The organism is Paenibacillus sp. Z6-24 (genome assembly GCF_054161335.1).
This window is the reverse complement of the sequence record NZ_CP096398.1, coordinates 1,114,665-1,129,894: the sequence shown is the minus strand read 5'-3', so window position 1 is coordinate 1,129,894 and position 15,230 is coordinate 1,114,665. Positions and strand designations below refer to the sequence as shown.

Here is a 15,230-nt window from a genome sequence, read left to right as displayed (position 1 = left end):
ACAGGTGTATTTCTGATTTTTTTGCTTTTTCATTTATTGTATAAATCATTCCCAAGGACTGAGGATATCCATTCGGACATCTAGCGGGGCAGCGGCGGGGAGTCTTCCTCGTGATCATGCTCTTCCGCCGCACGATGGGTGAGCTTGATATCCGGACTGCGCCAGCGATAGCGCTGTTCTTCGCGTTCCTTGCCTTCACTGGATATCCATTTGAGTACGAACAGCCAGATCAGACAGACGGCGGTAAATACATAAATTAGACGCATTGACAGCAGACCGGCGTAGTTGCGGGTCAGCATGCCGGACAGCAGGAGCAGTTCCAATACCGGAAACAGCAGTACGGAGAGAAAACGGGAAGGCAGCTGCTGTCCGTGACGCTTGCGGACCATCAGCGTAGGAATGATATAAGCCAGTGTAATATAAAAGGCAATCAGGGCAAATCCGTTACTGAGCCGTCCTCCATAGGTGGTGAACGGAATAAAAGCAGCCGACCAGCCCTGACGGATACCGATATTGAGCAGACTAGTGATTCCCTGCACGACGGTTACGGCAAGGCCCGTATAGACGAGTGCAGAACGCCAGCGGTACCACAGGGAACGTTTGCCGTCAGACAGCATCGACATGCTGCCAAATATTCCGATCATAGCGGCGATCAGCAGTGATAAATAAGCGAATAAGCGTAATCCCTGTACAATCAGATCGATGGCTGAGCTGTCTGCATTGTTCATGATGTATGTGCCCCTTTCGTAGCCTGGGCTATAAGAATGTATTCATTGTAAGAGCGCTAGCTTAAGATACGATGAAAAAGCAATTAATTCCAGTTAAATCCTGCCTTTGCGGCAAAACGTTGTATGATATAATCGAACAAAAACAAAAGGAGCCTACACGCTTGATCACAAAAGAAGCTCTGGAACACCGGCAAACTGGGATCTATCTGCTGCTGCTTGTACTCGGTGTCGCTATCGGGACATGGATGCCTTCCGGCGGTGCAGCTCTGGATATCCTGCTCTCTCCTTTACTGGCGGTATTATTATACAGCATGTTTGTACAGATTCCTTTTATACATATCAGAAAAAGCATGGGCAATGCAATATTTACCACTGCTCTTCTGCTCACCAATTTTGTACTGGTACCTCTGGTCGTATGGCTGCTGATCACGCTGTTCCCGCAGCCCACGCCGGCACTCATTGGCATCTGCCTCGTTCTGCTGACCCCCTGTATTGACTATGTCATCGTCTTTACCGGACTGGGACGCGGCAATGAAAAGCTGATGCTTGCCGCGACACCATTGCTCCTTATTGTACAGCTGATTGTGCTGCCATTCTACCTTCGGTTGTTTATCGGCGCTCCGGCGGCGGAATGGATGCAGGCCAGGCCTTTTATTGTTACGTTTATTATACTGATCGCCGTTCCTTTGCTGCTCGCCATGGCTACCCAGATATGGGCCCAGCGGCAGGCGGCTGGCAGGCGATGGCAGGATGGAACGGCCTGGCTGCCGGTTCCACTGATGGGACTGGTGCTCCTGGTTATTACGGCTTCACAGATGCACCGGGTCTATGAAGATGCCCGGACGGTTATCGGTGTGCTGCCGGTCTATGCAGGTTTTGCGCTGATCATGCCTGTCGCAGCGAGCCTTGTCGCACGGCTTTGTCGGCTGGATACCGGCGCAGGACGAACGCTGATCTTCAGCGCCAGCACACGCAATTCCCTCGTCGTCCTGCCGCTGGCGCTCGCGCTGCCTGCACCGTGGGCGGTCACTGCCGCAGCGGTCATCGTCGCCCAGACGATGGTGGAACTGATTGCAGAACTTATCTATATTCGGATCGTCCCTTCCCTGCTGCTGCGTTCAACGATACTTGAGCGAAACAGGCGGTCTGCGGGTAATTAAATGAAGAGAGTACGTACGGAAATACTGCATATCCCAATCATCTTAACTCATCTCAACGATAGGAGTGGCCTGCATGTCGGATGAAGTTCACCGGATACACAAGATTCCTTTCAGCAAGATTAGCGGTCTGCTGAATATCAGGCAAAAAATTGCCAACGTCTATCCCGATCATGTCAACAAAATGGTCGTCGTCGAGACGGAAAAGCTGTCCCGCAAAATGGATACTGTCGTGATCGAGGTCAGAAATAATTATCTCGATATTCGCAAAATGACGGCTGCCGAATACAACCAGCGTCCCTACGAACCCCATGTGGCGGACAAGCTCAAAGCGCTGCTCGATGATGCCGAACGTGACGCACTGCTGCACAGTCTTCAGCATACGATCCGGCATACCGAGATTCAGCTGGATCATGAATTGTCTCCGCAAGTTCGCGAACAAAGCGAGCAATTTCTGAGCCACGCACGCCGGGCGCTGTCTAAACTGACAGATGGGGTCTGAAGCACACTATACCGAATAATGACCAAACGAGGTTAACGATGAACAAATCTATCCGGCAGCTGCTGTATGTGCTGCTGCTTGCCTTTGCACTGATCTATACGCTGTATACACTATACCTGAATCTGCTGCTGGACCCTACTGCAGCTGACTTTCTGGTTCATAAAACAGAGCTGAAACGCCCTCTCAATGTCCCACTGTGGCTCAATATGATGTATATTCACGTGATCGCCGCCTGCTGGGCCATGGTGGGCGGCGCACTCAATTTTTCCCCGTATCTGCTGCGGCGCTATCGCCGCTGGCACCGAATCAACGGCTATCTGTATATTGTAGCGGTGCTGGTCGTCGATTTGACGTCCGGCTATCTCGCTCCCTATGCGACAGGCGGTAAGATTACCAGCATTCCCTTTAATCTGGTCAATATCGCCTGGCTGTGGGTAACGATTACTGCGCTGATACAGATCAAGCGGGGCAATCTGTTTCGTCACCGCCGCTGGATGGTGCGCAGTTATGTGTTCTGCTTTACGAATATATTTATCCATGGCATCAGCCTGATCGGACAGCATCTGTTCGGACTGGAATTCACACTGAGCTATATTATTGGAGTGTACGCAGCCATTGGGGTCAATATTGTATTGGCCGAGCTGATTAACCGGACCATATTCCGTCATCCGGTCGATATGGATAGACTGAACGTCCGGCACAGATGAGCGAGCAAACTGCTGGGGATACAGATATATTCAAGCGGATGTAACGCATTTGACCAGCTGGAAAGGCAGGCTGCAGCCGAGAATTTCCATTCTTGTATTTTTGCGAATATAAATATTAGGATAAATACGTGTACCTCGCTGCAACTATCCAATGGTAATGATAAAAAAAGCTCCCGGATAGGGAGCCTTTTTGTTATGTCGATAGGTTGTTGTGTCTATAGGATGTTCCTCACCAAGGATTCGGTCATCTGCAGTGTCATACGTACATCCTATATGTAATAAGCATACAGGCATTTGCCAACATGCCTAACAGGAAGACAGCCATTCCCAAACGTATTCTATGAGGAAAAGGTGATCAAACCGTCCTGTTCCTGCCGATGCGCTCGACCCAGACGTTCCAGCTCGACCAGGTGAGCGAGCGTCTCGGACATGGCGAACCGCAGCTGATGCAGGGTAAGTTCGCTGTTGAACAGACTGCTGCACACTTCGTAGCCGGTGCAGGGCGTCTCACGGATGCGATTCTCCATCGCCTGCAGCCGCTCTTCATGATGCAGCAGCAGTTTCTCCGTCCGTTCACGGAAATGGGTAAACGGACGACGATGACCCGGATAAGCCAGATCCACCTCATACTGACCAAGCTGACGCAGTCCGATCAGATAGGATTCCAGCGGGGAAGGATCACTTCCCGGCACCAGGCTAATATTGGGCGAGATCTGCGGCAGTACCGCATCGCCACACAGCATCAGGCGCTGTTCCGGCTGGTAAAAGGACATATGTCCAGCCGCATGGCCTGACGTCTCGATCGTCTTCCATGGACGACCGCCCATCTCCAACGGCTGTCCCGGCTGAATCAATGTCACGTCCGGCTGCGGGATCACCTGCGGCACAAAGCTGTCCAGATGAGCCGGCAGCCGGGAAGTGATTTCCTCCGGCATGCCATGACTGGCAAACAGATGAACCAGATCGCGGGCTGCCGTGTTGCCGGCAGCCCACGAGCGATTGGCTTCAGCCAGCGCACGTTCGGAGATCCAGACCGGCATGCCGCCCTGCTGCTGGAACCATCCGGATAATCCGTAATGATCCGGGTGATGATGGGTCAGCACAATTGAAGAGATCGATGAGAGCGGTATATCCAGCGTCTGCAGCACCTGCTGCCAGGCCTGCTCATTGTCTGCCGAGCGTGGTCCCGGGTCCACAATACTCCAGCCTGCACTACCGCCGATGAGATAACTGTTGACCCAGCGCAGCGGATAGGACATCGCTATTTTCACCTGGATAATCTCATGTTCTCCCCCGGTGATTTCAGGTAATTGCATGATGTGATAAGCCTCCATCCGGATAATAATGCAGAAACTTGTTCTGCCAAGATATTTTCATCTTAGCATAGTTGTATGGTTATTTTTCATTTTCATCATTTGTTTATCTTTTCCTTTTTTACTGATCGACCAGAATAAATCATTCGTGGCAGGATTTATCATTCTTCTCGTAGTGTAAAGGTTATGCTGCGGTATTTCGTAAGGATTGGTTAAAATGCCGGATTATCGGCCCTGAACGCACGAAAACCCTCCTGTTTTACCTGTATATATCTTCATCAGGTAAATGTCAGAAGGGTTTTTCCCGTAATCGTACTACCATTGCTCAATAGCTTTCTTCCCAAGGATTAAACATTTCGTGCTTGAAGTACGTTGTGTCTGCTGCTTTTTCTTCCCAGTTCCACATTTTTTGACTGGCTTTTTCGATCTCTTCATTTTTGATTTCACGGATTTGATCCAGGATGGTGTAGTCTTTGCCCAACTCGGTTTGATGCTCCCAGATTACGAACATGATGCTGTCCAGGCTGTCACCATAGCCAACGATGTTTACTTTGCCTGCATGATCGTTCAGTCCTACGTTGAAGAAATCATTGGTTACGATGTATTTATCGTTTTCCACGTGGTAGATCGCTGCCCATTGTTCTACTTCGTTAGCGCCTTTTGTTGTTTCTGTGTTTTCTACGAAACGGAACCAACCTCCGGATACCGGTTTTGCTTTCTCCATAATTTTCACGTCAGTCAATTGATTGTAATTCATAGGTTAGTCCCCCTTAGTTTATGGTCATCATTTAATTTGGTAGTTGAGTACGTATTAGGTAAGTCATTGCGTGTTTGTGCTTGTTAATTAGTTTATCGGAAAATTTTACAAATTATTTATAGCGTATTCCTCTAATTCGTGCTTTTACGACAATTTATTTAATGTTTTGCATTTTTATTTGTGTCTTAAGTATGCCTCAAGTACCATTAATCCTACAATAGGAAATGGTTCTTAATACTTAATAGTAATTGCTTGTGCATATCCTACCATTTTCCAGTACAGGCGCGATTGCGTGATTACTATATCTTTAACCACCCGATATCGTATAAATCCGAAAACCCTGATTTAATCAAATTTGATACAAATTTACCAGAAATAAGCTCGGTATCATGACTGCTAGACGGCTATCCATAACAATTATTCGTTAACACGACGTGTTTGGTTTACCATAAACACCAGACTATTTAAAAATAATGTAAAAAATCAAAGGCTTCCTACTTACTATTTTCCAGCCCGCTTCATTCCCATGGTCACGTAAAAACGCATTATTCTCTTAGTTCTAAAGGAAGCTGAAGCCTGTTTATTGTATTGTTTTCTGCAGTATTATGCCATCAATCCCGCTATTACTCCCTTTTTTCCTACCCATTCAGGCTAAAATGCTCTATTCCAGGCTAATTCCTACCTTAAATCGACGTTCTGCTCCTATAGACTAGGAAATCGTCCCGACAGCCAATCAAATACAGTTCGGAATTCTATACAACAGTGGGCAATTGCCGATCCATAAACATTTCATCAAAAAAAGTCTCAGCCGGAAGAAAACACTTCCAGCAGAGACTTATATTCGGGAATGCAGCGTGGATCACTACCCTCCACTTCGCTGCAGTCTGTATATATAGAAGAAAAACATGAATTGATCGTTAAAATGGTATCAAGGTTACAGCTGTGTACCATACATTATCCAATGCTCGATCATCCGAATGCATGACCGGTTACAATAATATAACCGAGCAGGAATACATTAAGTACCACGATCAGACCGGTCGCCAGCCAGGCAATACTTTGAACCAGCTTGCCATTGGCGAAATTGCCCATCTTGCGGCGGTCACTGGTGAACTTGACCAGCGGGATAACTGCAAATGGCAGCTGCAGACTGAGCACGACCTGACTCCACAGCAGCAGATCTCCGGTTCCACTTGACCCATACAGCCAGGTCACGATAAATGCCGGGATCACCGCCAGCAGGCGGGTAATAATCCGGCGCAGTACCGGCGAGATCCGCAGCCGGACGAATCCTTCCATAACGATCTGACCGGCGAGTGTACCGGTAATGGTCGAGTTCTGGCCGGAGGCCAGCAGGGCAACCGCGAACAGGGTGCTGGCAATACCTACGCCAAGTGTCGGACTGAGCAGCTCATACGCTCCTTCAATCTCGGACACCTGCAGACCATTGCCGTAGAATGCTGCCGCTCCGAGGATCAGAATCGCCGAGTTGATAACAAAGGCGATCGTCAGTGAAAATACCGAATCCAGACGGGCATAACGTACCGCTTCACGGCGTCCGGCTTCATCCCGCTTGTACTGGCGGGACTGGATAATCGAAGAGTGCAAATACAGATTATGCGGCATTACTGTAGCGCCCAGAATACCAAGCGCTACGAACAGCATGCCGGAGTTGGTCACCACTTCCAGCTTCGGCACGTAACCGCCGAATATCGCAGCCACATCCGGACGCGCAGCGATCATTTCAAATACAAACACGACAAAGATCGTCGCGATCAATACGATAACAATCGATTCGATAATGCGGAACCCCTTTTTCTGCAGCAGCAGAAGCAGCAGTACATCCAGCGTCGTAATCACAATGCCCCACAGCAGCGGGATGCCGAACAGCAGATTCAGCGCTATCGCCGAACCGATAACCTCGGCCAGATCGGTGGCGATAATCGCCAGCTCGGTCAGAATCCACAGGAACACCGCCATCTTCTTGCCGGTGGCATCCCGGGTCGCCTGAGCCAGATCCTTGCCGGTCACAATGCCCAGCTTGGCGGCCAAAGTCTGCAGCAGCATCGCAACCAGACTCGACAGCAGGACGACCGACAGCAGGGTGTATCCGAATCGCGAACCACCGGCGATCGAGGTCGCCCAGTTGCCGGGGTCCATATAACCAACCGCTACCAGCGCTCCCGGTCCGGCAAAAGCAAAAAACTTGCGCCAGAAACCGGCATTTTGCGGGATAGCGACTGTATTGTTCACTTCCTCCAGACTGATCGAGGAACTGCTGCGCAGCCAGCTCGGTTTGGCCGCGGGTTGATTTACTTCAGTATTGGTGTCCATTCTCTCTCCCTCACTTCTCTTGCGCCGTCTCCGGCTTTGTCTCTGAATATTCTTGTAAATGCTCTATGTTCGTCTTGCCAGATGTACAGTTGCAATTTATACATATGCTTTAGAATATATTTTGCACTCGTGCAAATTATTTGTCAATAGGTAAACTTTATGGGTGAGAGCAATTTAAATTCAAACCTAGCCTCTCTCTGTTTCAGCACATCCACTCTCCTGTAACTCCACTATTACATTTAACCAATCAATCCTGTATTGGTTCACTCTCTTTACGGAGGATGCGGATTTTGACCTTGAGCCGTCTCATACTCAGAAAAGATGTTCGATAACTTAACAGGCATGGTATCTACGGATACCATGCCTGTTTTATTACATCACGTTTAAAGTTGAAAAATAGGTGTTATAGGGTAATGAAGTCACAAGCACAGCTCCTGGCAGCATGTCCTTCCATCCCGCATTTCACTTTCCAACTTCTCGGCCACTTTATTACGCCGGGCAAGCACCCATGATGCCTGCTGCCTTCCAAAGTAAAATGGCAGTTTTATTGCCGCTGCCAAAAGTAGTACAATAGAACACATAACGCTTTTTAACCACTGGTTAATCGTGTATAGCAAAAGTTCCAACTATTAAAAGGAGGTTATTATCTTATGAATTATGCTACATATTTTCAGGAAAACCGCGAACAGCATCTCGCTGAACTCAAAGAGTGGTTGTCCATTCCAAGTATCTCTGCCCTGTCCGAGCACAAGCCGGATATGCTGCGTGCTGCCGAGTGGCTGGCCGCTACACTGACCCGTGCCGGTCTGGAAAACGTCAAAGTAAACGAAACTGCCGGTCACCCGATTGTAACGGCAGATCATCTGCATGCTCCGGGCAAGCCGACGATTCTGGTGTATGGTCACTATGATGTACAGCCGGTCGATCCGCTGAATCTGTGGGAGACGCCTCCATTTGAACCGACCATCCGTGGTGACAAGCTGTTCGCCCGCGGTGCTACCGATGACAAGGGTCAGGTATTCCTGCATATCAAGGCGGTAGAAGCGATTCTCAAACAGCAGGGCTCCCTGCCGGTTAATATCAAATTCTGCATCGAAGGCGAAGAGGAAATCTCCAGCGCCCATCTGCCGGGCTTCCTGGAAGCCAACAGCGAAGCACTCGCTGCCGATGCGGTACTGATCTCCGACACTTCCCTGCTGGAGCGCGGCAAGCCGGCGATCAGCACAGGTCTGCGCGGATTGTGCTCACTGGAGATTGCGATCAACACTGCCAATACGGATCTGCACTCCGGTTCCTTTGGCGGCGGCGTGCCGAATGCGCTGCATGCAATGGTCGAACTGCTCGCTACGCTGCATGACCGCGATGGCAAAGTGCTCGTAGACGGATTCTATGACGATGTACTGCCTCTCTCCGAGGAGATGCGTGCCGAGTTCGTAAAGCAGGATTTCAACGAACTGCAGCTGCAGACCGATCTGGGACTGGAAGCGCTGCATGGTGAAGAAGGTTATTCCTTTGTCGAGCGTGTAGGCGCCCGTCCGACACTGGAGCTGAACGGCGTATACGGCGGCTTCCAGGGCGAAGGCACCAAGACCGTTATCCCTAAAGAAGCCCATGCCAAAATCACCTGCCGCCTGGTCGCTGACCAGAACCCGCAGGATGTACTGGATAAAATCATCACCCACCTGGAAGCAGTGAAGCCAAACGGTGCCAAACTGACCATCACTCCGGGCGAGAAAGCGCGCGCCTTTAACATCGATCCATCCGGCGAAATGCTGCAAAAAGCAGCTGATGCATATGCAGCCGTCTATGGCACACGCGCCCTCTTCACCAAGGATGGCGGTTCGATCCCGATCGTGGAAGAATTCTCCCGCGTGATCGCGCCGACCGTTGTGCTGATGGGCTTTGGTCTGCCGGACGAGAATCTGCACGCACCGAACGAGCATTTCAACCTGGAGAACTTTGATAAAGGCATGCTGACGATCGTCGAGTTCCTGAGCAATTTGTAATCTTTATACATCAAAACACCTTCAATCGTACCGCTTTCCAATCGGAAAATGGATACTTTTGAAGGTGTTTTTTAATTTTCTACATGGCTTGTCCGTCTACTGCATATACTATAATTCAGTTGATAAAGTTAATATCAATTTCACCCTTCAGCATTCGGATAAGATACTCCACATAGAAATTTTCCCGATCCCATTTAAACAGCTCCATTACTACTTCTGCTTCCCTGACGAGCAGTGATTCGTGACTATTGGAACCTTCACGCTTCTTCACAAATAGTGCCGGCCCCGGAATTCTATGCGTCATCCCGTTCAGATAGAGATTAAAATTAAATTCATCGGTATCTGCAGGTGTGAACCCTGTGACGATACAAATATCCTGATAGCCAAGCTCAATTATATTAACTTCATACTCGCTGAATAATTGCGGGTAATAGTGATCAGAGCGGCCGATCGGTCGATATTCGGGCATATTCCAGGGCTCCGCAACAATAGCCAGAGTTGCTTCCTGTCCACGATCGGCCAAAGACGATGGAGAAACCACTCCCTGACCGATCTCTTCAATAAATTGGCAGTCAAAACAAATATAAAACCGGGCATGTTGTTCATTCTGATCATGCAGTACCTGAACCGGCTGATGACATAAAGGGCATTTTTCTTCGTTTGGCGGGAACAGCTGATACATATTTATCGCCTCTTTCTTCAAATATATGCAGACACCTGCCTGAATAAGACGGAAGAAATCCTTTTAAAGTATCCTGTGATGCCAATATATGCAAACAAGCCTTCATATCCTAAACTTCCCTGCCTGCTAAAGGAAAAGAAGTATCGAATAGTGAAGACTTGTTGGATGTATCATAAGGTAATATATTCAGCGATCAAACTTTATATCATTACAATGGTAATACTTTTTTAATGCTTCGGAGATCTGTTACTGTTCTTCATGAACTCATCTCGACAAAATGAACTCTACTGTTGCAAGGAATTTTCCCGTTCGGCTGTCTGTTGTGGAGCTTGCCGCCAATCACGGATAGCGAGTGCAAGACGATCCATCGCCTCTTCCAGCATCTTGCGGGAGCAAGCTACATTCAGTCGCATATACCCTTCTCCGGCTGTACCGAAGGCGCGGCCGTCGTTCAGGGCGATCCGTGCCTTGTGCAGCAGGAAGGAGACCAGATCAGCCTGCTCCAGACCGAGTTTACGGAAATCCAGCCACATCAGGTAGGTCGCTTCCGGCAGATACACCGATACTTCCGGTAGATGCTCGGCAATATACTGCTGTACATATTCCATATTGGCGCGCATATACCGCATGCACTGCTCCAGCCATTCTTCGCCATGCGTATACGCTGCCTCGGTCGCTACCGCACCGAACTGGCTGATATGACCGACGCCAAAATTGTTGATCTTTAGTGCGAACGCATCGCGCAGCTCCTGGTTCGGAATAATCACATTGGATGTATTCAGCCCTGCGATATTAAATGTCTTGCTCGGCGCTGTACAGATAATGCTGCGATTTTTCGCCTGCTCGGACAGCATCGGATACGGAATATGCCGATTCGGTTCAAACACCAGATCGCCGTGAATCTCGTCGGATACCACGATAATATTGTGCTTGGCACAAAGTTCGTCCACCCGTTCCAGCTCTTCGCGTGTCCATACCCGGCCGACCGGATTATGCGGGCTGCACAGAATAAGCATTTTTACATTTTCTTCGCTCAGTGCCTGTCCCAGCTGCTCCAGATCCATCACATATTCACCGTTCTCCTGCTGCTTGAGCGGATTCTCCACCACCTCGCGGCCATGACCGGTGACTACACTATAAAAAGGAGGATATACCGGCGTCTGAATGACTACCTTGTCCCCATGATCGGTAAATGTCTGCACCGCAAAATTAAGTGCGGTTACCACACCCGGCGTGAATACGACCCACTCGTCTTCAATTTCCCAGCCGTGTCTGTTTTTCATCCATTCCCGGAGTGCCCGGTAGTAGGCTTCGGACTGGAAAGAATAGCCGACAACACCGTGCTCTGCACTTTTCTTCAGTGCTTCCTGCACCGGCTGCGGTGCGGCAAAATCCATATCCGCTACCCACAGGGGCAGTACATCTTCTGTGCCAAATAACTTTTGCAGCTGATCCCATTTGGCCGAATTCGTATTCAGCCTCTCCGGGGGATTGTCAAAATGCTGTGTATAGTCCATCCGTAAACCTCCGCTTCGGCGTGTATGCAGCTTGCTGGCATACATATACGCTCGCTAATGTGATACAGGAATATCCGGGAGAGCATATATTACTTCCCCGCTTTATCCCAAAACGAATTTAAGATTACAATTATCATAACATGTTTGCAGGCAAGGGCAAACACGATCCATCGGACGGCGATCAACAAAAATAAAAGCAAAAAACCGGGCTGCTGGAAACAACCCGGTCTTATCATTTTTCACTTACAATCAAATCAATTCCAGAATCTCGTCCACACTTTCCATCCGGTAATCGGCATCCTGGGAATGCAGGCCTGCATCTCCTACAGCAGCGACATTCATACCGCCTGCAATAGCGGCCTGTACACCGGCTTCCGCATCTTCCACGACAAGGCATTCTTCCGGAGGTACACCAAGACGCTCGGCTGCCAGCAGAAATACTTCGGGATCGGGCTTGCTGCGGGTAATATCATTGCCGTCCGCCACCGCATCAAACGCATCCGCCAGGCCGATCTGCTTGAGAATGGTCGGAGTATTTTTGCTGGAGGAGCCGATAGCAATTTTGACGCCGCGCTTTTTCAGTTCCTCAATCGTATGTTTGGCTCCCGGCAGCATGTCTTCCGGTTTTACCTCATTCAGTGATTCCCTGTAGTAGGTATTTTTGCGTTCCGCGAGTGCCTGCTTTTCCTCCGGTGTGTAGGTACGCTCGGCTTTTTCCAGAATAATCTCCAGACTTTCCATCCGGCTCACGCCGCGCAGACGGTTGTTGATCGTCTCGTTGAACTTGATGCCTTCTTCATCGCTCATCTTTTTCCATGCCTGGTAGTGGTATTGGTCTGTGGATACGATAACCCCATCCAGATCGAATATTACAGCTTTGATCGTCATAATTGCATCCTCCTCTGATTCGCTTTCTGTTCGTCAGCTCATTAAATCACGGTAAATGTGTGATCCTACTGATATATGGAATATAAACAGATTCGCTGAAAAACAAGCTATCCTTTTTGTTAAATCTATTTTATCGATGATCTTCTGTGCCGATTTGCTTATCCTATATTGAATATCAGACCTCTATATTCTTTCCAATCCTGATACATTCGTCAGAGATAGATTAAGAGATTTACACAGAGGCAGGAATACATCCTGTCGTATTTTACATAAAAATATTGACGTTGCAGGGTTTCCACACTATGATATATACATTATTGAGAACGATTATCATTATTGAGGAGTGTTTGAATTTATGAAAGCACGCTATACCCTGCCTATAGTTCTGCTGTTATCGTCTGTACTGTTTGCAGCCTGCGGCAATAAAGAAGAAACAAAACCGGCTGCAAACAATGCACAGACAAGCTCATCTGCTGCCGGTACTGCTGACAGCACAGCAGCGGGTACAACTGCATCGGCTGCTTCTACAGTAGATTTCAAAGATGCGACAGAACAATACCGTACGTATGCAATCAGCGAGATCGATGCTTTTGTGACAGAGACCGAGAAATTTACGGAAGCGGTCAAAGCCGGCAAGCTGGAAGAAGCGAAAAAACGGTATGCTCCAGCCCGTATGCACTATGAACGGATCGAGCCGATCGCTGAAGCACTCGGCAATCTGGACCCGGATATTGATGCCCGTCAGGGAGATGTCGATGACAAGGACTGGCGCGGATTCCATAAGATCGAACAGGCGCTGTGGGAGCAGAAAACAACAGACGGCATGAACGAGTATGCAGACCGTCTGCTGCAGGATGCCCAGCTGCTGCGTGCCAAAGTCGAAACGGTGGATATTGATGCCGGACTGCTCGTTACTGGTGCAGTCGAGCTGCTGAACGAAGTCTCTTCCTCCAAAGTAACCGGTGAAGAGGAACGCTATTCCCACACCGATCTGTATGACTTTGTCGCCAACGTGGAAGGGGCCGAGAAAATCTATGAGATTTTGAAGCCGAATCTGGCGAAAAAAGACCCTGCCCTGGAGAAACAAATCGGTGAGAAGTTCGAAGCACTGAACAAGGAGCTGGCTCCATTTGCTACCAAAGACGGCGGTTATGTCACCTATGACAAGCTGAGCAAGCAGGATGTACGTACGCTGAGCCAGAACCTCGATGCACTGGCTGAACCACTATCCCAAATGGGAACGATTCTGGGAGTGTAAGACATGAGCAAGAACAAAAACGATAACAACCTACAACAACCGAACACCACCCCTGATGCCGGACAGGAGTCTTCCTCCCTGTTCCGCAAGCCTGTGAGCCGCCGCGATATGCTGCGGCTTGCTGGCGCTTCCGGTGTCGGACTGCTGCTCGGCGGATCGGGCGCTTACGGCATTATGGCTGCGACGGGAGCGACCAAGCAGCCGGCTTCCGACAAGCCGGGCAGTTCGGACAATGTGACGACCGGCATACCCGATGCGAACCGGTACGACTTTTACGGACAGCATCAGGCGGGGATTACAACGCCAAGCCAGAACTTTATGTGCTTTGCTTCCCTCGATCTGACGGTAAGCGATGCTGACGGATTGAAACGTTTGCTGCAAGCGTGGACCCGGGCTTCCGCTTCTCTGATGGCTGGGGAACTGCTGGACGGGCAAAATGAGAACCTGAATCTTCCACCTGCCGATACTGGTGAAGCGGCAGGTCTGACTCCTTCGCGGCTCACCGTTACATTCGGTGCAGGACCGAGTCTGTTTGATCACCGGTTTGGACTGGCGGGTAAAAAGCCTGCCGGTTTCGGCGATCTGCCTCCTTTTAATGGAGATAATCTAATGCCGGAATGGTGCGGTGGCGATCTTGGTGTGCAGATCTGCGCGGATGATATGCAGGTTGCCTTTCACGGGATGCGCAATCTGATCCGGATCGCCAGAGGCTCGGCGGTACTGCGCTGGAGTCAGGAAGGCTTCCAGCGTTCGACCGAATCCGATCCGAACAAAGCCACTCCGCGCAACCTGATGGGCTTCAAAGATGGCACAGCCAACCCGAGCGTTCAGGATGGAGCGATGATGAATGAAGTGGTCTGGGTACAGCCGGAAGACGGTGCAGGCTGGATGACCGGCGGCTCCTATATGGCCGTACGGCGCATCCGGATGCGGATCGAGGTCTGGGATCGCTCCAGTCTGGCTGATCAGGAGAATACATTTGGACGCTACCGGGTCAGCGGCGCACCGCTTGGTTCGCAGCACGAATTTGATCGCGGGGATATGGAAGCCAAAGATGCCTCCGGCAAGCCGGTGATTCCGATGAATGCCCATATGCGCGTCGCCCGCGGAGACGGCAAAATGCAGATTCTGCGTCGTCCCTACTCGTATTCAAGCGGTATGGACAATACGACCGGCCAGCTGGATGCAGGGCTCTTTTTCATCAGCTATCAGCGCAGTCTGGACAAGCAGTTCATCCCCATGCAGCAGCGGCTGGCCCAGAATGATGCGCTGAACGAATATATCCAGCATATCGGCAGTGCCGTATTTGCCTGCTTCCCCGGTGTTCGCCAGGGCGGTTATATCGGCGATACCCTGCTGTAACAGGCTTGATTTTTACGAG

The 15,230-nt window shown here is 49.8% G+C and carries 13 protein-coding genes; 6 read left to right on the top strand and 7 right to left on the bottom strand.

Annotation, left to right across the window (positions count from 1 at the left end):
* Positions 1 to 80: 80 nt before the first annotated feature.
* Entirely contained in the window at positions 81 to 728 is a 648-nt protein-coding gene (locus tag M1D61_RS05080) for a hypothetical protein (RefSeq protein ID WP_458121419.1), read from the bottom strand.
* 161 nt (positions 729 to 889) lie between these two features.
* On the opposite strand from M1D61_RS05080, the gene M1D61_RS05075 reads away from it, so the two are divergent.
* From M1D61_RS05075 to M1D61_RS05065, 3 genes are all read left to right on the top strand, one after another.
* Positions 890 to 1,888 (top strand): arsenic resistance protein, encoded by a 999-nt coding sequence (locus tag M1D61_RS05075; RefSeq protein ID WP_458121418.1) that lies wholly within the window; start codon positions 890 to 892, stop codon positions 1,886 to 1,888.
* Between the two features lie 73 nt (positions 1,889 to 1,961).
* On the top strand, positions 1,962 to 2,387 hold the full coding sequence (locus tag M1D61_RS05070; RefSeq protein WP_458121417.1) for a hypothetical protein: 426 nt from the start codon (positions 1,962 to 1,964) through the stop codon (positions 2,385 to 2,387).
* Positions 2,388 to 2,425: 38 nt separating this feature from the next.
* The gene (locus M1D61_RS05065; protein ID WP_458121416.1) at positions 2,426 to 3,094 is read left to right on the top strand and encodes a DUF2306 domain-containing protein; all 669 of its coding nucleotides are present in this window, start codon (positions 2,426 to 2,428) and stop codon (positions 3,092 to 3,094) included.
* 338 nt (positions 3,095 to 3,432) lie between these two features.
* Here M1D61_RS05065 and M1D61_RS05060 read toward each other — a convergent pair whose 3' ends face one another.
* The 3 genes from M1D61_RS05060 to M1D61_RS05050 form a co-directional block, all read right to left on the bottom strand.
* A complete protein-coding gene (locus M1D61_RS05060) occupies positions 3,433 to 4,410 on the bottom strand; it encodes an MBL fold metallo-hydrolase (protein ID WP_458121415.1) in 978 nt (325 codons plus the stop codon).
* A gap of 322 nt (positions 4,411 to 4,732) precedes the next feature.
* Positions 4,733 to 5,164: a hypothetical protein gene (locus M1D61_RS05055; protein WP_458121414.1), complete on the bottom strand. Its 432-nt coding sequence runs from the start codon at positions 5,162 to 5,164 to the stop codon at positions 4,733 to 4,735.
* 969 nt (positions 5,165 to 6,133) lie between these two features.
* Positions 6,134 to 7,498, bottom strand: coding sequence for an Nramp family divalent metal transporter (locus tag M1D61_RS05050; protein WP_458121413.1), 1,365 nt, complete (start codon positions 7,496 to 7,498; stop codon positions 6,134 to 6,136).
* Positions 7,499 to 8,148: 650 nt separating this feature from the next.
* On the opposite strand from M1D61_RS05050, the gene M1D61_RS05045 reads away from it, so the two are divergent.
* Positions 8,149 to 9,504 carry a dipeptidase gene (locus M1D61_RS05045; protein ID WP_458121412.1) on the top strand — a complete coding sequence of 452 codons (1,356 nt, stop codon included), beginning with the start codon at positions 8,149 to 8,151 and terminating at the stop codon, positions 9,502 to 9,504.
* A gap of 115 nt (positions 9,505 to 9,619) precedes the next feature.
* Here M1D61_RS05045 and M1D61_RS05040 read toward each other — a convergent pair whose 3' ends face one another.
* The 3 genes from M1D61_RS05040 to pgmB form a co-directional block, all read right to left on the bottom strand.
* Positions 9,620 to 10,186: a hypothetical protein gene (locus tag M1D61_RS05040; RefSeq protein WP_458121411.1), complete on the bottom strand. Its 567-nt coding sequence runs from the start codon at positions 10,184 to 10,186 to the stop codon at positions 9,620 to 9,622.
* Between the two features lie 284 nt (positions 10,187 to 10,470).
* The gene (locus M1D61_RS05035) at positions 10,471 to 11,703 is read right to left on the bottom strand and encodes a MalY/PatB family protein (RefSeq protein WP_458121410.1); all 1,233 of its coding nucleotides are present in this window, start codon (positions 11,701 to 11,703) and stop codon (positions 10,471 to 10,473) included.
* 249 nt (positions 11,704 to 11,952) lie between these two features.
* Positions 11,953 to 12,591, bottom strand: coding sequence for a beta-phosphoglucomutase (pgmB, locus tag M1D61_RS05030; RefSeq protein ID WP_458121409.1), 639 nt, complete (start codon positions 12,589 to 12,591; stop codon positions 11,953 to 11,955).
* A gap of 355 nt (positions 12,592 to 12,946) precedes the next feature.
* On the opposite strand from pgmB, the gene efeO reads away from it, so the two are divergent.
* Positions 12,947 to 13,849: an iron uptake system protein EfeO gene (gene efeO / locus M1D61_RS05025; protein ID WP_458121408.1), complete on the top strand. Its 903-nt coding sequence runs from the start codon at positions 12,947 to 12,949 to the stop codon at positions 13,847 to 13,849.
* Between the two features lie 3 nt (positions 13,850 to 13,852).
* Positions 13,853 to 15,211, top strand: coding sequence for an iron uptake transporter deferrochelatase/peroxidase subunit (gene efeB, locus M1D61_RS05020; RefSeq protein ID WP_458121407.1), 1,359 nt, complete (start codon positions 13,853 to 13,855; stop codon positions 15,209 to 15,211).
* Positions 15,212 to 15,230 lie beyond the last annotated feature (19 nt).